This is a genomic window from Micromonospora sp. BRA006-A, assembly GCF_033433935.1.
Taxonomy (GTDB): Bacteria; Actinomycetota; Actinomycetes; order Mycobacteriales; family Micromonosporaceae; genus Micromonospora; species Micromonospora aurantiaca.
This window is the reverse complement of record NZ_JANCLW010000001.1, coordinates 6,223,011-6,243,743: the sequence shown is the minus strand read 5'-3', so window position 1 is coordinate 6,243,743 and position 20,733 is coordinate 6,223,011. Positions and strand designations below refer to the sequence as shown.

Below are 20,733 nucleotides of genomic sequence, written 5' to 3'. Positions count from 1 at the left end.
CGATGCCCAGCCGCCTGCTCTACCTGGTCCGCCACGGCGAGCAGGTCCGCGCGGAGGAGGAGGCGGACACCGGGCTGTCGGAGCGAGGGCGGCGGCAGGCGACGCTGCTGGGCGAGCGGCTGCGCGGCACGCGCTTCGCCGCCGTACATCATGGGCCGGCCCGCCGGGCCGCGGAGACCGCCGCCCTGGTCGCGGCGTCGCTGCCAGGTGTTCCGGTACGCGAGGACGACCGCGCCGGCGACCACATGCCGCACGACACCGACCCGGCCGGCCTGCCGGAGTCGTACGCGGCGTTCCTGGCCGGTTTCTCCGAGCGGGAGCGGCGAGACGGACCGCGCGTGACCGCGGAGTCGGTGGCGCGGTTCGCCGCCGCTCCCGCGGAGGGTGACGTGCGCGAGCTGGTCGTCACCCACAACTTCCTGGTCGCCTGGCTGGTGCGGCACGCGCTGGAGGCACCGGCGCGCCGGTGGATCGGGCTCAACCACCAGAACTGCGGGTTGACCGTGATCCGCTACAGCGCGGCCGGGCCGCCGACGCTCGTCGCGTTCAACGACGTCGCCCACCTGCCGCCCGAGCTGCGCGCCACCGGCCTGCCCGACGACTACCGGATCTGACTCAGGCGATCAGCTTCACCACGGCGTCGGCCACGGCGCGGGCGGACTGCGGGTTCTGGCCGGTCACCAGCCGCCCGTCGACCACCACGTGCTCGGTGAAATCAGGTGCCGGCACGTGCTGCGCGCCCGCTTCGCCGAGCTTGTCGGCGAGCAGGAACGGCACCTCGTCGGTGAGGCCGACGGCCGCCTCCTCGCTGTTGGTGAACCCGGCCACCCGCTTGCCGGCGACGAGCCGGGAGCCGTCGGTGAGGGTGAGGTTCACCAGCGCCGACGGGCCGTGGCAGACGGCGGCCACCACGCCGCCGCGCTCGTAGACCGAGCGGGCGATCCGGGCCAGGTCGGGGTCGTCGGGGAAGTCCCACATGGTGCCGTGGCCGCCGGCGAAGAGGATCACGTCGTACCCGTCCGGGTCGACGTCGGCGGCCTTCGGGGTGTCGGTGACGCCGGCGGTGGCGAGGAAGTCGTTCTGGGTGCTGTCGTTCTCGTCCCGCCCGTCGACGGGCGGCTCCCCGCCGGCCACGGAGACCAGGTCGACGTCGTACCCGGCGGCCCGGAACACCTCCCACGGCTCGGCGGCCTCGCCGACGTAGTAGCCGGTCGAGCGGCCGGTGCGGCCCAGCTCGGAGTGACTGGTCAGGGCGATGAGTGCGCGAGTCATGCCTTCCATGCTGGCCCGGCCGCCCGCCGACCGGCCATAGGCCGATGTCACAGCCGGAACGGGTTTGAAATCGGGCCGGGTCAGCCGGTGGCGCCGTTGAGCAGGTCCACCACCTGCGCGGTGACGGCCGGTGGCGTGGTCTCCGGCGGGCAGTCCACGTAGCCGACCTGGTTCGGCCCGATGGTGAGCCGGTAGGTGAACGCGTCGGCGCACATCGTCGGCGGCACGGTGACGGCGGCCTCGGCGGCGAGCCGGGGGTCGGCCGCGAGCTGCCGCAGCCGGGTGAGCTTCTCCGCGGCGAGCTGTCCCTCGCGGGAGGCGCCGCCGCGGTCGGTCCTCGTCCAGTGGCCGTCCGGCTCGACCCGGACGGTGTCGGACAGCCCGGCGATGCCGCCCGACTTCACGAGTACGACCTCGGTGGCCAGCGGCGAGGGTCCGTCCGTGAGGACGGGTGGGGCGTCGGTGCGGGCGCAGCCGGCGAGCGGGAGGAGAAGGGCGGCGACGGCCGCCGCGGCGGAGGCAGCTCTCATACCCGATCGGACGCGCGACGGGACCACCCGGTTCCGGGTCACCGCTCCTCCTCATCCGTTCGGTCAGTGTCTCCGGCGGGTTCTCGCCAGCCTCTTTTACGTTCTTCGATGTATCGCTATATCTACATCAGTGACTACCCCCGTCACAACTTCGCCTTCCAGGAGGGCCCGTGAAAAGATCCGTCGCCGCCGTCAGCGCAGCGCTGCTCACCAGCAGCGTGCTGGCCTGCGTCACCACCTCGGCGCAAGCGGCAGCGCCAACCGCCCCCAGCCCCGAGACCTCTGCCGCAGCCAAGGCCGCGAGCCTGCTGCGCGCCAACCCCGGCGTCGTCCAAGGCGCCGGCGGTGAGGCCTATCAGGCCGTCCGCACCAAGGTCGACCCCTCCGGGGCCGCGCACACCCGCTACAGCCGCACCTACCAGGGCCTGCGGGTGTACGGCGGTGACTTCGTCATCCACACCGCCCCGAACGGCACCCTGACCAGCGCGTCGGTCAGCCTCTCCGCTCCGCTGACCCTGAGCACCACCGCGAAGGTCGGCGCCGACGCGGCCAAGGCCAGCGCCCGCAAGACGTTCTCCGGGTCGCTCACCTCGGTCGGCGCGCCGGAGCTGTTCGTCGACGCCAGCAGCGGCAAGGGCCGCCTCGCCTGGGAGACCGTCGCGACCGGCTGGAAGGCGGACAAGCAGACGCCGTCGAAGCTGCACGTCATCACCGACGCCACCACCGGCAAGGTGATCGGCTCGTACGACGAGATCGAGTCGGTGGCCGGCACCGGCCAGGGCATCTACACCGGCTCGGTCACCATCGACACCACGCTCTCCGGCAGCACGTACCAGATGATCGACCCGGTACGCGGCAACGGCCGTACCTGCGACATGAACAACGGAACCTCCACCTGCACCACGTTCACCGACGCGGACAACGCGTGGGGCAACGGTGCCACCTCGAACCGGCAGTCGGCCGCCGTGGACGCGCACTTCGGCGCCGCCAAGACGTTCGACTACTTCAAGAACGTGCACGGCCGCAACGGCATCTTCGGCAACGGCCAGGGCGTGCCGAGCCGGGTGCACTACGGCAACAACTACGTCAACGCGTTCTGGGACGGCTCCCAGATGACCTACGGCGACGGTTCGGGCAACTCCCGCCCGCTGGTCTCGCTGGACGTGGCCGGTCACGAGATGAGCCACGGCGTCACCGAGGCGCTGGCCGGGCTGGTCTACTCCGGTGAGTCCGGTGGCCTCAACGAGTCGACCAGTGACATCTTCGGCAACATGGTGGAGTTCTACGCCGCCGCGCCGAGCGACCCGGGCGACTACCAGGTCGGTGAGAAGATCAACATCAACGGCAACGGTACGCCGCTGCGCTACATGTACAACCCGTCGCTGGACGGTTCGTCCGACTCCTGCTGGTCCACCAGCACGAAGAACAAGGACGTGCACTACTCCTCCGGCGTCGGCAACCACTTCTTCTTCAACCTCGCCGAGGGCACCGGCGCCACCGCGTACGGCACCTCGCCGGTCTGCGGCTCGGCCCCGGCGGTGACCGGCATCGGCCGCGCCAAGGCGGAGAAGATCTGGTACCGGGCGCTCGACGTGTACTTCACCTCGAACACCTCGTACGTCAACACCAGCAACCCGGCCAACACCGCCCGCGCGTACACCCTGCGGGCCGCCACCGACCTGTACGGCAACTGCTCCACCGAGTACAAGACCGTCCAGGCCGCGTGGACCGCGGTGAACGTGGCCGGCAACGACGCGCCGTGCAGCTCGACCGGCAACGACTTCTCCGTCTCGCTCTCGCCGACCTCCGGGTCGGTCACCGCGGGCGGATCGGCCTCCGCCACCGTCGGCACGTCCACCACCAGCGGCACCGCGCAGACCGTGACGTTCTCCGCGTCCGGCCTGCCGACCGGCGCCACCGCGTCGTTCAGCCCCACCTCGGTGACCTCGGGCGGCTCGTCCACGCTCACCATCGCCACCAGCTCCAGCACCCCGGCCGGCACCTACTCGGTGACCGTCACCGGCAGCGCGGCGTCGGGCACGAAGACCGCCACGTACTCGCTGACCGTGAGCAGCGTCGGCGGCGGCTGCACCGGCGCCGGCCAGAAGCTCGGCAACCCCGGCTTCGAGTCCGGCAACACGGTCTGGGCCACCACCTCCGGCGTGATCGGCCAGTACGGCTCGCAGGGCCAGCCGACCCGCACCGGTACGTGGAACGCGTGGCTGAACGGCTACGGCACCACCCGCACCGACACGCTGTCGCAGTCGGTGAGCCTGCCGAGCGGCTGCTCCGCGTACAACCTCTCGTTCTGGCTGCACATCGACTCGGCCGAGAGCACCACCAGCGTCCAGTACGACAAGCTGAACGTGCAGGTGCTCAACTCGTCCGGCTCGGTGCTGGCCACGCTGGCGACCTACTCGAACCTGAACAAGGCCAGCGGCTACAGCCAGAAGTCGTTCAACCTGGCCGCGTACGCCGGGCAGACCGTCACGCTGAAGTTCACCGGCACCGAGGACAGCTCGCTGCAGACCTCGTTCGTGATCGACGACACCGCGCTCAACGTCTCCTGACCTGACCGCCGATCCCGGGGCCCGGCGGCCACCCCACGCGGGTGGCCGGCGGGCCCCGGCCGTTACGGTCGCTCCATGTCCGACGCGGAACTGACAGTCACCCTGGACGGCCCGGTGGCAACCGTGGTCATCCACAACCCGGCCCGGCGCAACGCCATGACCCCGGCCATGTGGCGGCAGCTCCCGGTGCTGCTCGACGGCCTGGAGGCGGACCCGGCGGTACGGGTGCTGGTGCTCACCGGCGCGGGCGGCACGTTCTGCGCCGGCGCCGACCTGGGCGACCTGGACGAGCTGCTTGCCGCCGGTGACGGCAGCATCGCGGTGGCCGCCGAGGAACGGCTCGCCGCGTTCGGCCGCCCCACGGTCGCCGCGATCGAGGGCGCCTGCGTGGGCGGCGGCTGCCAGCTCGCCGTCGCCTGCGACCTGCGGCTGGCCGCGGCGGACGCCCGGTTCGGCGTACCCCCGGCCCGGCTCGGCCTGGTCTACCCGGCGCCGACCACGCGGCGGCTGGCCGCGCTTGTCGGTCCGTCGGCGGCCAAGCACCTGCTGTTCACCAGCGAGCTGGTGAACGCCGAGCGGGCGCTGCGGATCGGCCTGGTGGACGAGGTGCTGCCGGCCGGCGAGCTGGCCGGGCGGGTGGCGGGGCTGACCGCCACCATCGCCGAGCGGTCCCGGCTCACCGTGACCGCCGCCAAGGAGATCGTGGACGGGCGTGCCGACGCCGACCGGCTCGCCTGGTGGCACGGCCAGGTGCGGGACAGCGGCGAGGCCCGCGAGGGGGTGGCGGCGATCAACGAGCGCCGCCCGCCGCGCTTCGGCTGGACCCCGCCCGCCACGCGCTGACCGCCGTTTGACCGGCATCCCCCGGCGGGTACGTCCCGGCCGTCGAACGGGGGACCATCGTGGACGGTGATTCGGAACGTCAGGAGATCAAGCGGGGACGCCGTCGTGTGCGGCTGCTGCTTGTCGGCACGGTGCTGACGTTCGCGCTGGCGTCGCTGCTGGTCGGGCTGATGGCGGACGGTGCGTTCCCGAGCAGCTGGCTGGAACGCGGCGACCCACCCGACTGGGTGGAGGTGACCGGCCTGGTCCTCGCGGTGCTGGGTATGGGGCTCGAAGTCGTCGCGCTGGTCCGCATGGTCCGCGGCGGCAGTTACCGGGCCGACCGCGAGTCGCGGCTCTGGGCGCTGAGCTTCCGCCGTCGCCGGGAACTGGCCCGAGCCGTCCGGCGCGGGGTCGTGGACTCCGCGGATGACCTGCCGTGGCTGCGCATCACCGCCGCGCAGATGGTCCGGCAACGGCGACTCGTGCCGTTTTTCGGTGGCCTGGTGACGATGAATCTCGGCCAGTTGCTGCTCAGCCTGGCGCCGATCTGGTTCGTCCTGTTCGGCGTCACCGGGGTGGCGTTCGCGCTCGCCTGCGGGCAGATCCTCCGGGACGTGCCCCGGGCCGAGGCGTTCCTGCGGGAACACCCCGGCGATCCGGCGGTCACCGCGCCGACCGGCTCCCGCTGACCTGGGCCAGCAGGTCGTCCACCGACCACTGGTCGGAGGCGTGTTCGCCGTGCTTCTCGGCGAGCACCCGCCCGTCCGGCGCGATCAGGAAGTCGGCCGGCAGCCCGAGCCGCCCGCCGTGCGGGGAGGTGGACGGCAGCTTCTCCCGGCCGCGCAGCACGTGCCACGTGCCGGTCACCACGGCTCGCAGGATCGGCAGCCAGGCGCGCGGGTCGAGCAGCGACCGCCGCGCCGACTCCACACCGAACTCCCGGTAGAGCCGCCGGTCCGGATCTGCCACCACGGCGAACGGCAGATCGGCGACGTGCTCGCGTAGTTCGTCGGCGGGGGAGTGGAAGAGCACCACCTCGCGTACGCCCGCCGCCTCGATCTCGGCGTGCCGGCGGACGATCGAGCGCAGGTGGAGGTTGCAGACCGGGCAGCCGGCGAAGCGCCGGAACTGGAGGTGGATCAGGCGGTCCGGATCCGGCAGGTCGACTCCGGTGCCGGTCACGCTGGTCAGGTGGCGGGGGGTGACGACGTCCATGAGCGCTCCCGTTGTAGGCGTACGACGTACTCCTACAACCGTAGGCGTATCTTGTACGCTGTCAAGGCCATGCCCCGTCCCCGTTCCCTGACCCCGGCCCAGCTCGCCGACGCGGCGCTCGCGGTGCTCGGCCGGGACGGCCTCGCCGGCCTCACCATGCGCGCGGTCGGCGCGCAGCTCGGCACCAGCACGATGGGCCTCTACCGCTACGTCGCCGACCGCGACGAGTTGGAAGCGCTCGTCGTCGAGCGGGTTCTCGAACGGGTGGACACCCGCCCTCCGGGCGACGTCCCGTGGCCGGACGGCATCCGCGACCTGGCCGAGCGGGTACGCCGAGCGGTCGGCCTCCATCCGGCGGTAGTCCCGTTGCTCCCCGCGTACCGGCACCGCTCGCCGACGATCCTGCGCTGGGGTGAGGCGGTGCTCGCGGTGCTGAGCCGGGCCGGCTTCACCGGCGTCAGACGGGTGATCGCGTTCCGCGCCCTGCTCGGCTACGTGGTCGGCGCGATTCAGATGGAACACCTCGGCGCGCTGTCAGGCCCCGGCACGGCTGTCATCGCGGCGCTGTCCCGCGACGAGTTCCCCCTGCTCGCCGCGACCGCACGCGAGGCCGGCGGGGTCGCACCGGAGGACGAGTTCGGCGGCGGGCTCGACCTCCTGCTCGACGGGCTGGCCCGGCGGCTCGACAGCTAGGCACCCTGGTGGGACCGGCGGGCGCGGCGCCGGGGCGTACCCCCGGCACCGCCCCCTGTGCCCGCCGGCCGTCGGTCACCGCGCCAGCGCGGCCCAGCTCGGCGTCACCGGCTCCCGCCGCAGCGGCATGCCCGCCTCGGCCGGGGTCCGGTCGCCCTTGCGCTGGTTGCACGCGTAGCAGGCGGCGGTGGTGTTCCCCCAGGTGTTCCGGCCACCGCGCGAGCGGGGCAGGACGTGGTCGATCGTGCTCGCCGCGCCGTCGCAGTACGCGCACTTCCGCCGGTCGCGCGCCAGCACCCCGGCCCGGGACCAGGCCGGGCCGGCGCTGAACCGCCAGCGGGTCACCACGTACCGGACGAGGCGGACCACCCGCGGCAGCGGGAAGACGCCGATCACCCGGTCGGGCTCGGCCTCGTGGATCTCGGCGACCCGGCGGCAGAGCATCCGGATCGCGTGTTTGACGGTGACCCGGTGCAGCGGGCCGAGGTCGGCGTTGATGACGAGGACGGCGTCCACCGGGCTCTCCCTTCACGATCGGCGGTACGGCGACGAAAAAGCCGCCCGGTCCACGGGACCGGGCGGCGACGACGGGGACGCGCGAGTCGCGTCAGTCGTGCCCTCCGGGCCAGGGACCGTGTTCCCGGCAGTCGTCGCCGAGCAGCCACGACGTCATCGTGGTGGCGTATCGCAGCGACATCGACGGCTCCTGGAACGGTGGTTGACCTTGCGCGCTCACGGTAGATCGATCCGGGACTCGTGGCCAACGTATTTCGATCCGTCGTCGGCGGGCCGCCGCTGCCGTCCGGCCCGCCCGGCACGTCTCGCGGCGGTGAGCGGCCGGTCGATCCGGGCGGTCATCTGCACCACCAGCTCGCTGTCCAGCAGCGGGCGGTTCACCTCGGCCGCCACCGACAGCGTCGGTGTGGAGATCGACCGCCAGATCGCGGTGAGCCCGGCGCCGAGGCCGACGAGCGCCACCGCCGCCCGGGTGGTGGGGGAGCCCGCCGCGGCGGCGGCGCTGACCCCGACGACCGCGAGCAGCACCACCAGCAGGGGCGCCAGCACCGGCCAGAAGATGCCGCGGGCCGCCTGCGCCACCAGCTTCCGGTCCCGGATGATGACGTTGCGGGCGACCACCGCCCAGTTCTCCTCGTCCAGCAGGTCACGCGGGTGCAGGCCGCCGGTCAGCACGTCCTGCCACAGGTCGCCCTGGTTGCGCAGCTCGCGGGCCAGCTCGGCGAGCCCGGCCTCGCCCGGGTCGCCCACCGTGGCGCGACCGACAGCAGTGGCCCAGGCGGCCAGTGAGCGGCGCACAACGGCTGCCGAGTACGGCGGCAGCACGCTCGCCAGCTCGTCCAGCCACCTGCTGATCTGGATGTGCCGGCCACCGAAGCGCCCGGCGAGCTGGTCGGCGTCGCCGCGCCGCACGGTGTCGGCGAGCGAGCGCCCGAGCCGGTACGCCACCCCCACCCGGTGGTTCGTCGCCATCGTCCAGCGCAGCACGTCGATGTTGAGGTCGTCCAGCGCCCGCAGCAACGGTTCCCGGTCGGCTCCGGCTCCGGTGATACGGCGGGCGGCGGCGGTGGACGGCACCGTACCGCCGGGCGGGGTCAGCGGCGCGATCTGGGCCAGCGCCACGTCCACGCCGTCGAGGTACATGCCGAGCCGGTGCCGCCCGGCCAGCTCCGTCAGGTTCGACAGCTTCGGCGGCGCGGGCGCCTGCGGGTGCCCGTCCTCGGTCAGGTCGGCGGTCTGCGCGTGGTGGTAGGCGTCCGCCATGGACCAGCCGAGTCGCAGCGCGGTGACCACCGCGGTCCGTTCGTCCCGCGGTGTCCCGTGCTCCTCGTCGCGCCGCTCCCGTGTCGCGGTGCTCACCGCCCGACCTCCCGTGTCACCGGATCAGTCGAGCGTAGAGCGGTTTTGTCCGCTTAGAGTCGTTTCGGTCCGGTCTTCCCGGCCAGCAGGCCGCGCGGCCGGATCGAGCGGACCGGCTCGGCCGCCGCCCCCTCGGCGCGCAGGATGTGGTTCGCCGCGATGATCCCGGTGGCCGCCGACCGTTCCATCAGCGCGCTCGGGAACTCGGTGCGGATGCCGTCCCCGGCCAGGTAGAGGCCCGGCGCGTCGGTCTCCACCCCGGGACGCCAGGCGTGGCTACCGGGCGTGAACGCCGGTGCCTGCGCCTCGACGCGGGCGCGCAGCTCGCGTACCCGCAGGTCGGCCACCTCCGGCCAGAGCGCGGTCAGCTCCCGCAGCATCCGGGCGGCCAGCTCGTCGGCCGGCACGTCCGGCTCGCAGGCGTACGCGTGCAGTTCCACCACCGAGCCGCCGGTCCGCTCGGCCCAGCGGCGCGGCTCGTCCTCCAGCCGGTGGTAGAGCGTCACCGAGTCCAGCGTGGGCTGCCGGGATACGCCGCTGAACACCGCCCGGTCGGCCCGGACGTCCCCGTCCATCCAGTAGCGCGCCACCGCGTACGGCGGCCCGGGCGTGCCGAACGCGGGCATCCGCGCCACCAGCTCGGGTGCCGCCGCGACCAGGCCGGGCGAGGCGCCGACCAGCGCGGCGAGCGCCGGCGGGTCCACCGCCAGCACCACGTGCGGCGCCTCCCAGACGTCGCCGTCCGCGCCGGTCACCCGCCACCCCGCCGGAGTACGGTCCAGCCGGGCCACCGCCGCGCCGGTCAGCACCCGGCCGTCGTGCTTCTCCACGTACCGGGTCAGCGGCTCCCAGATCGCCGTGCCGTAGTCCCGGTCCGGGCAGTCGAAGGCCAGCCCCTCCGGGTTGCCGAGCAGATAGAAGTGGAACTGCGCGATCATCTCGGCGGCCGACATCTCCGCCTCGTGGTTGAAGAACGAGTGGGAGAAGACCTCGAACAGCATGGCCCGCGCCCGGTCCGGCAGCCGCAGCGAGGTGAGCAACTCGTCGGCGGTCCGCTCGTCGAACTCCTCGTAGGTGCGTACCGGGTCGTAGGTCAGCAGCGGCAGCGCCGCGTCGCGGTCCATCGTGCGCAGGTCCGCCAGGCGCAGGCTCGGGCTGCGCAGCAGCAGCGCCAGCAGGTTCGCCGGCGGCGCGGGCGGCAGCTTGCCGAACTCCTCCGTGGGCCACTGCTCGGACAGGATCGGGTAGCCCGGGATCGGCTTGAGGAAGCCCAGCGCCGGATCGACGCGGCGCAGGATCGACCGCCAGTTCCAGTACTGCCGGAAGAACGCGTGGAAGCCGTGCTCGTTGCGCTGGACGCCGTCGGACAGCTCCTCCGGCCAGGCGCCGAGCCGCCCGCCGAGGTGCGGCGCCGCCTCCAGCACCGTCACCGCCACGCCGCGCTCCGCCAGCACCACCGCCGCCGACATGCCGGCGATGCCGCCGCCGACCACCAGCGCCGGGACCGGTCGAGGCACACGGTCGGCGCCACCGCCGCCCGGGTCGACGAGGTGCTCGCGTACGCCGATCAGACGACCTACCACTTGCGACAGACTCACGGGGGCATCCTCCAGTCAGCGGTCCTCCCAGTCTGCCCGAGGTGAAAGGAAGGGGCCCCTTTTAACGCATACGGATGTGCGGGGCCCCTTCTTAACGCCGGGCGGTCCCCGCGCTGCGTGCGCCGCGCGGGGGCGTGGTGGGAGGTGTTAACAAGGGGCCCTTCCTCTACCGGAGGCGTTAACAAGGGGCCCTTCCTTTCACGGCAGGCAGCGGCGGGGGCGGTCGGACGGAGGCCAGACGTACTCCAGGTCGGGGGAGACGTCGGTGAACAACCGTGCATAGTGGGCGGGGTCCTTGCGCAGCAGCGACGACCGGTGACTGCGGTGCAGGTCGTCGCGGCCCAGCCAGGGCGGCAGCTCACCGGCGGCGGCCAGCTCGTCCTGGGTGCGGATCAGCGTGATGCCGCAGGCGGCGGCGAGGTCGGTGGCGAGCGTCCCGGCACAGGTGTCGGCCCGGCCCGGCTCGCACCACACCGCGCACATGTCCAGCCCGTACCGGGTCAGCGCCTCCTCGTACCCGGCCCACATCTTCACCGCCGGGTGGTTGCGCCAGCCGTAGTCCGGCCGGGTCAGCCCGCGCAGCACCTGGATCGTCTCCACGCGTTGCTTGCCCAGCCGCTTCTGATCCAGCGTGCGCGCGCTGGCCAGGAAGTCCGGATACGGCAGGAACGTCTGCATGCCGGTGCTCTACCCGTACCCGGCCCCACCATGCGCTCATGATCGCCGGGGCTGCGCGGATCGCGAGCGGCTGACTACGATCCGGACATGGCCGAGCCTCTGCGCGACCGCGCGCGCCGCGCGACCGGCTGGCGGCTCCGGATGAACGGTGACGAACGCCCCCATTACGTGGTCTGCGGCTCGGACCCGCTCGCCTACTGGGTGGTCCGGTCGCTGCTCGCCACCGACAACGCGGACGGCCGGGTGCGGGTCACGCTCGTGGTGCCTGGCCGCCGCCGGTCCGAGGGCCCCGACGGCCGGGACGTGCCGGGGGTACGGGTGGTCACGGCGGAACGTCTCGACGAGGCCGCGTTCCGCCGGGCCGGGCTGGCCGGCGCGGCCGGGTTGGCCCTGCTGCACCAGGACGACGTGGGCAACATGCACGCCGCGCTCTGCGCCCAGGAGGTCGAGTCGCGGCTGCGCCTGGTGGTGCGGATGTTCAACACCAACCTGGCGGACGGGCTGCGGCAGCTCTTCCCCGACTCGGCGGTGCTCTCCGACGCCTCGATGGCCGCGCCCGCCTTCGTGGCCGCCGCGCTTGGTGAGGTGGCGCCGACCCACTTCCGGCACGCGGGGCGCACGCTCTACGTGGCCCGCCGGGACGACGTACGCCCGCAGGACGTGGTCTGCGGCCTGGCCGTGACGACGGATCCGGATCTGGTCCGGGTGCTGCCCGCTGACGAGGCGGCGGCCGACGTGGTGCTGGCCGAGGCGACCGGCCGGCCGGCGGGCACCGAGGTCGCCGCGCGGCGGCTGGTCCGGGCGCGGCGGCGCCGGCAGCCGGTGGCGGTGCTGCTGCGCGCGGTCCGCCACTTCGCCACCCGCAAGATCGGCATCGCGGTGCTGGTGCTGCTCGGGGTGATCGCGGCGCTGGGCTGGCTCAACGCGCGGGCCGCCGACGTGAGCTGGAGCGAGGCGATCTACCTGACGCTGGTCACCACGCTCACCGGCCAGGATCCGGACGTCGGCAAGCCGGTAGCGGCCCAGGTGATGCAGGTGGTGCTCAACCTGGCCGGGCTGGCGCTGATCCCGCTGATCACGGCCGCGGTGGTCGACGGCGTCGTCAACGCCCGGCTGGCGTTGCACGCGGGCCGGGTCCAGCCGGACCGTTCCGGGCACGTGGTGATGGTCGGGCTGGGCAACATCGGCACCCGGGTGATGGCGCAGTTGCACGACTTCGGCGTCGAGGTGGTGGCGATCGACAAGAACCCGGACGCGCGCGGCGCCGCGCTGGCGCGCCGGCTGGGGGTGCCGCTGATCGTGGGCGACGCCGGCAGGGAGGAGACGCTCCGGTCCGCCTCGGTGGACACCTGCCAGGCGCTCGTGGTGGTGTCCACCGACGACGGGACGAACCTTCGGGCCGCGTTGATCGCCCGGTCTCTCGACCCGGATCTGCGCGTGGTGCTGCGGCTGTTCGACGGCGACTTCGCCGAGCGGATCCAGCAGGCGTTCGGCATCGGCATCTCGCGCAGCGTGTCCTATCTGGCCGCACCGGCGTTCGCGGCGGCCCTGCTGGATCGCGCGGTGGTGGCCACCATCCCGGTCGACCGGCACGCGCTGCTGGTCACGGAGGTGCCGGTGGTGGCCGGCTCGCCGCTGGACGGGCGTCCGCTGAGCGCGGTGGCCCGGCCGGGCGAGGTGCGCCTGCTCGCGCACACCCGGCCGAGCCAGAAGGCCGACTGGTCGGCCGATCCGCGCGTGGTGATCCAGGCCGGTGACCGGCTCACGGTGGTGGCCCGGCGGGCCGGGCTGACCGCGCTGCTCCGGGAGACCACGCCCGCGCCGCCGCCGGCGCCCACCGGTCCGCCCGCCGCGCGCCGCCCGCAGGAGTGACCGGACGCGTCAGGGGTCAGGGCCGCCGGGCGCGTCAAGACGGCCGGGCGCATTAAGGGCAGCCAGCGCATCAAGGGCGGCCGGGCGCGTCACGGGCGGCCGGGCCGCGTCCGGCAGGGCGACGACGGCTGCGGACCGCGTACCCGAGCGCGCCGAGGGTGAGCACGCCGAACCCGGCGAGGACGCTCGGCAGCGGCAGGTTGACCGCCAGCACCAGGCAGCCGACGAGCCCGAGCGCGGCGAGCAGCCGTACCGGGACGCGCCGGTCCGGGGCCGGGCCGAGCGTCAGCGCCGACGCGTTGGTGATCGCGTAGTAGACCAGCACGGTGCAGCTGGAGAAGCCGATGGCCCCCCGGATGTCGCCCACTGTCACCACGACGGCGACCACGGCGGCCGCCGCCAGTTCGGCGCGGTGCGGCACCCGGTGACGCGGATGGACCGCCGCCAGCGCGCCCGGCAGATCGTGCCGCCGGGCCATCGCCAGCATGGTGCGGCCGACGCCCGCCAGCAGCGACAGCAGCACGCCGGTCACCGCGACGGCGGCACCGGCCCGGACCAGCCAGGCAAGGCCCGGGTGCCCGGCGGCGGTCACCACCTCGACCAGCGGCGCGTCGGTGGACGCCAGCCGGTCGGCGCCGAGCACGCCGAGCGCGACCACCGCGAGCGTCAGGTAGATCGCCAGCACCGCGCCGAGCGCCAACGGCACCGCCCGGGGGATGGTGCGTTCCGGGTCGCGGACCTCCTCGCCCAGCGTGGCGATCCGCGCGTACCCGGCGAAGGCGAAGAACAGCAGGCCGGCGGCGGTCAGCACGCCGCCCACCCCGATGCCGGTGGGCGCGGTGAGCCGGTCGGCCGCCACCTGCGGCGCGCCGGTCACCGCCACCACGGCGAGCACCGTCAGCACCACCGCGACGAGAACCCGGGTGGCGGTGGCGGTCTTGCCGATGCCGCGCAGGTTCACCGCCGTCACCGCCACCACCGCGAGGACCGCGACGAGCCGCGCCCGCCCCGGCCACAGGTACGCCCCGACGGTCAGCGCCATGGCCGCGCAGCTCGCCGTCTTGCCGACCACGAATCCCCAGCCGGCGAGGAAACCGGCGAACGGGTGCAGCCGTTCCCGGCCGTAGACGTAGGTGCCGCCGGACTCGGGGTAGCGGGCGGCGAGCCGGGCCGAGCTGGTCGCGTTGCAGTAGGCGATGAAGCCGGCGACCGCCAGCGCGACCAGCAGGCCCGGACCGCCCGCTGCCGCCGCGGCCGGTGCGAAGACCACGAAGACGCCCGCGCCGAGCATCGAGCCCAGACCGATGACCACCGCATCGGGTACGCCGAGTCGCCGCGCCAGTTGTTCCACACCCGGCAGCCTAGGGTGCTCAGGTGAACGGCGGGTGCCCGCGGCCCACAAATTGACGAAGATGATTTGCATAATTTAACCGGTGTTCGGCGATGGCTGATTGCGGAGAGCCTGGGTAGAGTCGTTTACGCAGGTCAAGCAGCTTGCGAATGTTCCGCGTCGACTGTCCGATGTATCCGATGGCGATGATCAGATTCTTCCTGCGTCGATCGGGCAATGGTGCCCACGAATCGGCTCCGGCAATTTCGGGAAAGTCTTCTCCGCGAACGCGGGAGGTGCCGCACATGACGCTTTTCGGCTGGGACGCCAGTGACTACGACGTCGACCGTGGGTTGACGGCCGACCGGATCCGCGAGGCCCGTGCCGCGGGCATCGACTTCATGACCTACAAGGGCACCGAGCAGTCGCGCGACGGCACTTTCCACAGCCAGTACTACGGGGTGATGCTCACCGCCGCGAAGGACGCGGGCATCCCGTTCCTGGGCATGTACGTGGTGGTGCACTCCGACGTCTCCATCGAGGACCAGGCCATCACCGCCATCGACTACGCCGACAAGCACACCCCCTGGTGGCGTACGTACGACGGGTTCTTCTGGCAGATCGACCTGGAGCGCTGGCCGACCGACGACGTGCCCCCGCACATCGGCGTCGACGTGGGCCGAGAACTGGAGGAACGCACCGGCAAGGTGGCGGTGATGTACGCGTCGCGCGGCCAGTACGGCGACGACGATCTGGGTGACTTCCCGCGCTGGAACGCCGACTACCCGTACCGGGTGGCCGAGGACTTCAAGGCCGCGTACGCGCGGGCCGGCGGGGACTCCGGGCCGGGCTGGACGCGCTACGGCAAGCTGGCGGAGACGCCGCGCATCTGGCAGTTCACCGATTCGGCGATCATCGGCCGCCAGCACACCTGTGACGCGGACGCGTTCCGCGGCACCACTGACGACTTCGCGACGATGATCGGGGAGAAGACGTCCACGACTACGAAACGGGACGTGATCGCCACCTTCCACAGCACCGCGCACGCGGACGACACGCTCGACACCACCGACCGGTTCCACGCCATCCGCTGGGCCACCGGCCTGTACCACTGGACCGTGCCGGAGACCGGGCTGGTGAGCATCCAGGCGACGATCGATCTGCGCGGGTTGCGGCGTGACGACCTGGTCCGGATCCGCGCCGAGTACACCCGGCCCGGAGACGCGGAGAACGACACCCCGTTGCTGCGGCAGGAGCGGGTGTCGATCGACCCGGAGACCACCGGCGGGGTGTTCGTGGTGAGCACGCCGGACGAACGGGTCGAGCTGCCGAAGGGCACCCAGATCCGCATCCAGGTGGCGGTCCGGCCGGGGGACGACGACCACCGCCGCAGGCTGACCTACAGCACCCGGACCCGGATCAGCATCGTGGAGATCCGGACGGCCGGCTGAGCACCTGCCGGCCGTTCCGCACACCGGAGTCCCGGGTGAACGGCCGGTGCCGCCGGCGGATCCGCCGGCGGCACCGGGATCGAGGTTCAGCAGGGCCCGTTGTCGGTCCACACGCCCTGGCTGTTGGTCCCCGGCACGTCTCCCTGCGTCCACCACCGGGAGGTCCACCGGTGTCCGCCGTAGGAGACCACCGCACCTCCGGGGTACGCGGTGCCCGCGGCCCAGGCCGGCGCAGCACATGCACCGCCGGTGGGTGACGGCGAGCCGGTGGGCGTCGGGGAGGTGGTCGGCGTCGGGGAGCCCGAGCAGGCACCCTGGTCGGCCCAGACCGCGGCGCTGCCCGGCGTCTCGCCCTGGGTCCACCACTTCGCGCTCCAGGTCCGTCCGGCGTGCGAGACGGTCGCACCGCCGGAGTACGCGGTGGCCGCCGACCAGGCCGGCGCGGTGCAGGTGCCCCCGCCGGGTGGGACGGAACCGGTCGGGCTGGGCGACGGCGTGACCACCTCGCCACCACGTGCCCAGTCCCCGGCCAGCGCGTACGTCTGGCCGCCGAAGGCGAGCGTGAAGTTGGCCGGGCCGGAGATCGGGAGCTGATAGTTGAGCGTCACCTCGGCGTACGAGCCGGGCGCGATCGCGGCCGGCACGGTGAGGCGTACCCGGTTGTGGTCGCCCTTCAGGCCGCCCACGTTGCTGCCGGTGTGGCCGGTGGTGACAGTGGTGAGCGCCCAGCCGGACTGCTGGCTGAGCGTGGCCGGGGTGGTGGTGGGATAGTCGAACTCCAGGTGCGCGCCGGCCGGGATCGGCGCGCCGGTGTTGTTGGTCAGCCGCAGCTCGGGGTTGATCGGGTAGTTGTTGTCGCCGAGCGCGAAACCACCCATGCCGACCGCCACGTCCAGCGTCCGGGTGGGCATGGTGATGCCCGCCTTGCGGGCGCCGTAGGCCGGTGCGGCCTTCAGCCGGTCGTAGAGCAGCGTGGTCAGCGTGTCGCCCATGCCGTACTGGCCCGTGGCGGAGTCGTAGGCGTAGTCGCCGGCGAGCTCCCAGATCATCACGCCGCCGAGGCCCTTGGCCGCGACGTAGTCGGCCTTCGCGGCGAGCGACTGGTCGTCCTCGGTGGAGAGGAAGACCTTCTTCTCCGCGTTCCACAGCCAGGGCGCGACCAGCGCGGCCGAGTAGTTCCGGGCGTAGCTGCCGCTGATCCGGTCGGCCGGGTCGGTGGCCGGGGTGAGACCGTATCCGGCCAGGTAGTCGCCGGTGATGCCGGCCTGGAGGTTCTTCGCGTGCCACATCGGGTTGGCGCCGCCGGGCACCTCGTTGCCGGCGGCGTCGAGGTCGTGCCAGAGGTTGTCGATGCCGACCGCGCCGTTGCCGCAGGGGGTGGTGGAGCCGATCGAGCCGCCGGTGCCGGCCGGACACTTGGTCTGGTCGGGCAGCGCCGCCCGTCCCCACAGGCCGTTGGTGCCGCCGGTGACGCCCTGCCAGCCCCGGGTGTAGTAGGGCACGCCGATGTTCACCCTGCCGCTGGGCAGCGCGCCCCGGAAGTAGTGGTACGCCCAGTCGGTGTTCAGGTAGCCGATGCCGGAGTAGGCGCCGTACACACCGCCCGCGGCCAGCTCGGCGTCGTCGCCGTTGTCGTAGAGCGCCGCGTTCGGCCCGACGAAGTGGTTCCACGCGCCGTGCAGGTCGTAGGACATCGCGTTGACGTAGTCGAGGTACTGCAACGCCTGGTAGGACTCCATCCCGCGCAGCAGCCAGCCGGACGCGGGCGCGGCCACGGTGAGCAGGTAGTGCCTGCCGTCGGTGACGGCGGCCCGGTCGAGCTTCTCCCGCAGCGTGCGCATCAGCACCTGGTACGAGGCGTTGAGACCGGCCCGCTTGGCGTCGGCCTGGGCGAAGTCGAGCGGGTTGCCGGCCTTGTTGTTGGAGGTGGGGTACTCGTAGTCGATGTCCACCCCGTCGAAGCCGTACGTGCGCAGGAACGTCACCACCGAGTCGGCGAACGTGTTGATGCCGGCGGTGTTCACCGTGTTGGTGCCGGTGGTGGTCATCCGGTAGAAGCCGCCGGAGTCGATGCGGTTGCCGCTGTCGTCGATGAAGCCGCCGGTCTCGGCCCAGCCGCCGACGCTGATCAGCGTGCGGACTCCGGGGTTCTGCTTCTTGTACTTGTTGAGCAGGTTGAAGTGCCCGGTGTACGGCAGAGCCGGGTCCATCTCGGCACCGGCCACGCCGGGCCAGGTCATGTTCGTCGCCGGGTTGTTCGGGGCGCTGGGGTCGCCCACGGAGATGCGGTTGCCGCCGTCGACGTGGGCGAACGCGTAGTTGATGTGGGTGATCTTCTGCCAGGGGATCTGGTTCACCAGGTAGGCCGGCGCGCCGTTGCGGCCGGTCCGCCAGCTGGTGAAGTAGCCGATGATCCGGCGGGTGTGGTCCGCGCCCATCTTCTCCCGGCCCGCGGTGTCGTAGACGGTGCAGTAGGGCACCGACACCCCGGGCGTGCGGTAGAGCCCGTCGGGCCGGCACGCCTCGTCGTCGGCGGCCGCCGACCGGGCGTCCGGGGCGGCCACGACCACCGCAGTCATCGCGGTCAGCAGACCGGCGGCGCCGGCCGACAGCCAGCGGCTGATTCGTTTCGCCAGCACGCGCACCTCCTACATTTAACAAACTTAACTGTTAAGGTTGCTAAATGTATACCGGCGTCGATACGCCGAGACAAGAGGCGGACTGCTAGTCGAGATGCTCCGCCGGCCGGGCCCAGCCGTGGAGACGCGCCGGCAGCGGCAGGCTGTTCCAGGGCACCCGGTGCAGCAGGCGGTCCAGCAGCAGGCCGAGCAGCAGCCCGGCGACCGAGTCGGTCAGCCAGTGCCAGCCCAGGTAGACGGTGGTGCAGAAGACCACCGCCGGGGGCACCACCCGGACCACTGTGACCAGCCGGGGCGGCACGGTACGGCCGAGCGTGCGCACGAGCGGGGCCAGCAGCAGGGCCAGGACGCCGTACCAGACGATCGCGTTGGCGACGTGCCCGGACGGGTACGACTGCGCGAAACGCACCGGCAGGTCGTGCTGGAACAGCGGCAGCGTCTGCTCGGGCGACAGGAACGGCTCCTTGACCGAGGCGCTCGGCGCCGGCCGGGCCGTCCACACCTTCAACGGGCCGATCGTGAAGAACGTGAGCACGAAACCGGCCACCGGCGGCAGCAGCGGCCGTACCGAGCGCACCCGCCACGCCAGCAGAACGCCCAGCCCGGCCGCGAGCAGCGTCAGCGGCGTGCCCTGACCGAGCAGGTTCAGCGTCATCGCCACCCAGCGGGCGGCGGCCGGGCGGTTCTCGTCGGACCAGTCGGCGACCGCCCGGTCGAGGCCGAACAGGTGACCGGAGGCGAGCGCGACGGTCAGCGCCACCACTGCCGCGAGCAGCAGTCCGTCGAACCACCAACCGGCCGGCCGGACCGGCCGCAGCCGCAGGTCACCGCGTACCCCCGAGGTCTGACGCACGCGACCACGCTACCGGCCGCCGACGGTGGCCGGGCGGCGCGGGCATCGGCGGCTGTGTGCCCAACCACGAAGGGAAGCGCGGCGCGGGGGTCAGCGGTCACACTGGTTGCCGTGCGGATCACCTCGGCTCTCGTCGACCCGGCGCTGCTCGACCTCCCCTGGTCGACCCCGCTGGAGCAGTGGCCTGCCGAACACCTGGTGGCGCTGCCGCAGGGCATCTCCCGGCACATCGTGCGGTTCGTCCGGCTCGGCGGGTACGTCTACGCGGTGAAGGAGACCGGCGAGCGGGTCGCCGAGCGCGAGTACGACCTGCTGCGGGCGCTGGAACGGATCGACTTCCCGTCCGTCGAGGCGATCGCGATCGTCGCCGACCGGCAGACCGACGACGGGGAGCCGCTGGACCCGGTGCTGATCACCCGGCACCTCCAGTTCTCGCTGCCCTACCGGGCGCTGTTCTCCAACACGCTGCGCCCGGAGACGATGAACCGGCTGCTGGACGCGCTGGCCGCGCTGATCGTGCGGATGCACCTCACCGGGTTCTTCTGGGGCGACTGCTCGCTGTCCAACACGCTGTTCCGGCGCGACGCGGGCGCGTTCGCCGCCTACCTGGTCGACGCCGAGACCGGGGCGCTGTACCCGTCGCTGTCGAACGGCCAGCGCGGCGAGGACCTGGAGATCGCCCGGGTCAACATCTTCGGCGAGGCGCTCGACCTCCAGGCCGCCGGCCTGCTGCACGAGTCGATCGACCCGGAGGTGGTCTGCGAGGAGGTCGTGCGGCGCTACGAGCGGCTCTGGCACGAGATCACCTACGAGCAGCAGGTCGAGCGCACGGCCCGGCACGACATCGAGGGGCGCATCCGCCGCCTCAACGAACTGGGCTTCGACGTGGCCGAGGTGGCCATGTCGACAGTCGACAACGGGCGCTACCTGGTCCGGCCGAAGGTGGTCGACGCCGGCTACCACACCCGGCGGCTGCTGCGCCTGACCGGTCTGGACGCCGAGGAGAACCAGGCCCGCAGGCTCCTCAACGACCTGGACGCCTACCGGCTGGAGAGCGACCTGACCGACGAGCAGCAGGCGGCGCACCGCTGGCTGACCGAGGTCTTCGAGCCGGTGGTCCGGGCGGTGCCGGCGCACCTGCGCCGCAAGCTGGAGCCGCAGGAGTTGTTCGCCCAGATCATCGAGCACAAGTGGCTGCTCTCCGAGCAGGCCGGCCGCGACGTCGGAATGCGCCGGGCGGTGCAGTCGTACCTGGCCGACGTGCTGGTGCACCGCCCCGACGAGCAGGCGGTGCTCGGCGTCGAGGTGCCCACCGTCTGACGCCCGGGCGGA

18 protein-coding genes are annotated in these 20,733 nt (G+C 72.7%); 8 read left to right on the top strand and 10 right to left on the bottom strand.

Annotated features, from left to right (window positions below):
- Positions 1 to 2 precede the first annotated feature (2 nt).
- Complete coding sequence (locus NMK34_RS28600) at positions 3 to 614, top strand: histidine phosphatase family protein (RefSeq protein WP_318335922.1); 612 nt, start codon at positions 3 to 5, stop codon at positions 612 to 614.
- 1 nt (position 615) lies between these two features.
- On the opposite strand, the gene NMK34_RS28595 is transcribed toward NMK34_RS28600, so the two are convergent.
- Both NMK34_RS28595 and NMK34_RS28590 read right to left on the bottom strand, forming a co-directional pair.
- Entirely contained in the window at positions 616 to 1,272 is a 657-nt protein-coding gene (locus NMK34_RS28595; protein WP_232236698.1) for a type 1 glutamine amidotransferase domain-containing protein, read from the bottom strand.
- Between the two features lie 80 nt (positions 1,273 to 1,352).
- The gene (locus NMK34_RS28590) at positions 1,353 to 1,802 is read right to left on the bottom strand and encodes a hypothetical protein (RefSeq protein WP_041784183.1); all 450 of its coding nucleotides are present in this window, start codon (positions 1,800 to 1,802) and stop codon (positions 1,353 to 1,355) included.
- 170 nt (positions 1,803 to 1,972) lie between these two features.
- On the opposite strand from NMK34_RS28590, the gene NMK34_RS28585 reads away from it, so the two are divergent.
- The 3 genes from NMK34_RS28585 (at position 1,973) to NMK34_RS28575 (ending at position 5,886) form a co-directional block, all read left to right on the top strand.
- Entirely contained in the window at positions 1,973 to 4,372 is a 2,400-nt protein-coding gene (locus NMK34_RS28585) for a M4 family metallopeptidase (RefSeq protein ID WP_318335921.1), read from the top strand.
- Positions 4,373 to 4,447: 75 nt separating this feature from the next.
- The gene (locus NMK34_RS28580; RefSeq protein ID WP_318335920.1) at positions 4,448 to 5,215 is read left to right on the top strand and encodes an enoyl-CoA hydratase/isomerase family protein; all 768 of its coding nucleotides are present in this window, start codon (positions 4,448 to 4,450) and stop codon (positions 5,213 to 5,215) included.
- Positions 5,216 to 5,274: 59 nt separating this feature from the next.
- Positions 5,275 to 5,886: a hypothetical protein gene (locus NMK34_RS28575; RefSeq protein ID WP_318335919.1), complete on the top strand. Its 612-nt coding sequence runs from the start codon at positions 5,275 to 5,277 to the stop codon at positions 5,884 to 5,886.
- Here the strand turns inward: NMK34_RS28575 and NMK34_RS28570 are convergent.
- Complete coding sequence (locus NMK34_RS28570) at positions 5,861 to 6,412, bottom strand: peroxiredoxin-like family protein (RefSeq protein ID WP_318335918.1); 552 nt, start codon at positions 6,410 to 6,412, stop codon at positions 5,861 to 5,863. The genes NMK34_RS28575 and NMK34_RS28570 overlap by 26 nt on opposite strands.
- A 69-nt stretch (positions 6,413 to 6,481) precedes the next feature.
- Here NMK34_RS28570 and NMK34_RS28565 point away from each other — a divergent pair, with 69 nt between their 5' ends.
- A complete protein-coding gene (locus NMK34_RS28565; RefSeq protein WP_318335917.1) occupies positions 6,482 to 7,105 on the top strand; it encodes a TetR/AcrR family transcriptional regulator in 624 nt (207 codons plus the stop codon).
- A 75-nt stretch (positions 7,106 to 7,180) separates the two neighbouring features.
- Here the strand turns inward: NMK34_RS28565 and NMK34_RS28560 are convergent, their stop codons facing one another.
- The 4 genes from NMK34_RS28560 to NMK34_RS28545 form a co-directional block, all read right to left on the bottom strand.
- A complete protein-coding gene (locus NMK34_RS28560; protein ID WP_269697747.1) occupies positions 7,181 to 7,621 on the bottom strand; it encodes an HNH endonuclease in 441 nt (146 codons plus the stop codon).
- 216 nt (positions 7,622 to 7,837) lie between these two features.
- Positions 7,838 to 8,980 (bottom strand): hypothetical protein, encoded by a 1,143-nt coding sequence (locus NMK34_RS28555; RefSeq protein ID WP_318335916.1) that lies wholly within the window; start codon positions 8,978 to 8,980, stop codon positions 7,838 to 7,840.
- A 53-nt stretch (positions 8,981 to 9,033) separates the two neighbouring features.
- Positions 9,034 to 10,578 carry an FAD-dependent oxidoreductase gene (locus NMK34_RS28550; protein ID WP_318335915.1) on the bottom strand — a complete coding sequence of 515 codons (1,545 nt, stop codon included), beginning with the start codon at positions 10,576 to 10,578 and terminating at the stop codon, positions 9,034 to 9,036.
- A gap of 198 nt (positions 10,579 to 10,776) precedes the next feature.
- Complete coding sequence (locus NMK34_RS28545; protein WP_135242275.1) at positions 10,777 to 11,256, bottom strand: MSMEG_6728 family protein; 480 nt, start codon at positions 11,254 to 11,256, stop codon at positions 10,777 to 10,779.
- An 87-nt stretch (positions 11,257 to 11,343) separates the two neighbouring features.
- On the opposite strand from NMK34_RS28545, the gene NMK34_RS28540 reads away from it, so the two are divergent.
- Positions 11,344 to 13,128, top strand: coding sequence for a potassium channel family protein (locus NMK34_RS28540; protein ID WP_318335914.1), 1,785 nt, complete (start codon positions 11,344 to 11,346; stop codon positions 13,126 to 13,128).
- Between the two features lie 70 nt (positions 13,129 to 13,198).
- Here the strand turns inward: NMK34_RS28540 and NMK34_RS28535 are convergent, their stop codons facing one another.
- Positions 13,199 to 14,479 (bottom strand): APC family permease, encoded by a 1,281-nt coding sequence (locus tag NMK34_RS28535; protein WP_318335913.1) that lies wholly within the window; start codon positions 14,477 to 14,479, stop codon positions 13,199 to 13,201.
- Positions 14,480 to 14,763: 284 nt separating this feature from the next.
- Between NMK34_RS28535 and NMK34_RS28530 the strand changes: the two genes are divergently transcribed.
- The gene (locus NMK34_RS28530; protein ID WP_318335912.1) at positions 14,764 to 15,909 is read left to right on the top strand and encodes a hypothetical protein; all 1,146 of its coding nucleotides are present in this window, start codon (positions 14,764 to 14,766) and stop codon (positions 15,907 to 15,909) included.
- A gap of 86 nt (positions 15,910 to 15,995) precedes the next feature.
- Here NMK34_RS28530 and NMK34_RS28525 read toward each other — a convergent pair whose 3' ends face one another.
- Entirely contained in the window at positions 15,996 to 18,548 is a 2,553-nt protein-coding gene (locus NMK34_RS28525) for a chitinase C-terminal domain-containing protein (RefSeq protein ID WP_318335911.1), read from the bottom strand.
- 85 nt (positions 18,549 to 18,633) lie between these two features.
- Positions 18,634 to 19,401 carry a phosphatase PAP2 family protein gene (locus NMK34_RS28520; protein WP_318335910.1) on the bottom strand — a complete coding sequence of 256 codons (768 nt, stop codon included), beginning with the start codon at positions 19,399 to 19,401 and terminating at the stop codon, positions 18,634 to 18,636.
- Between the two features lie 111 nt (positions 19,402 to 19,512).
- Between NMK34_RS28520 and NMK34_RS28515 the strand changes: the two genes are divergently transcribed.
- Positions 19,513 to 20,721: a DUF4032 domain-containing protein gene (locus NMK34_RS28515; RefSeq protein ID WP_318335909.1), complete on the top strand. Its 1,209-nt coding sequence runs from the start codon at positions 19,513 to 19,515 to the stop codon at positions 20,719 to 20,721.
- Positions 20,722 to 20,733 lie beyond the last annotated feature (12 nt).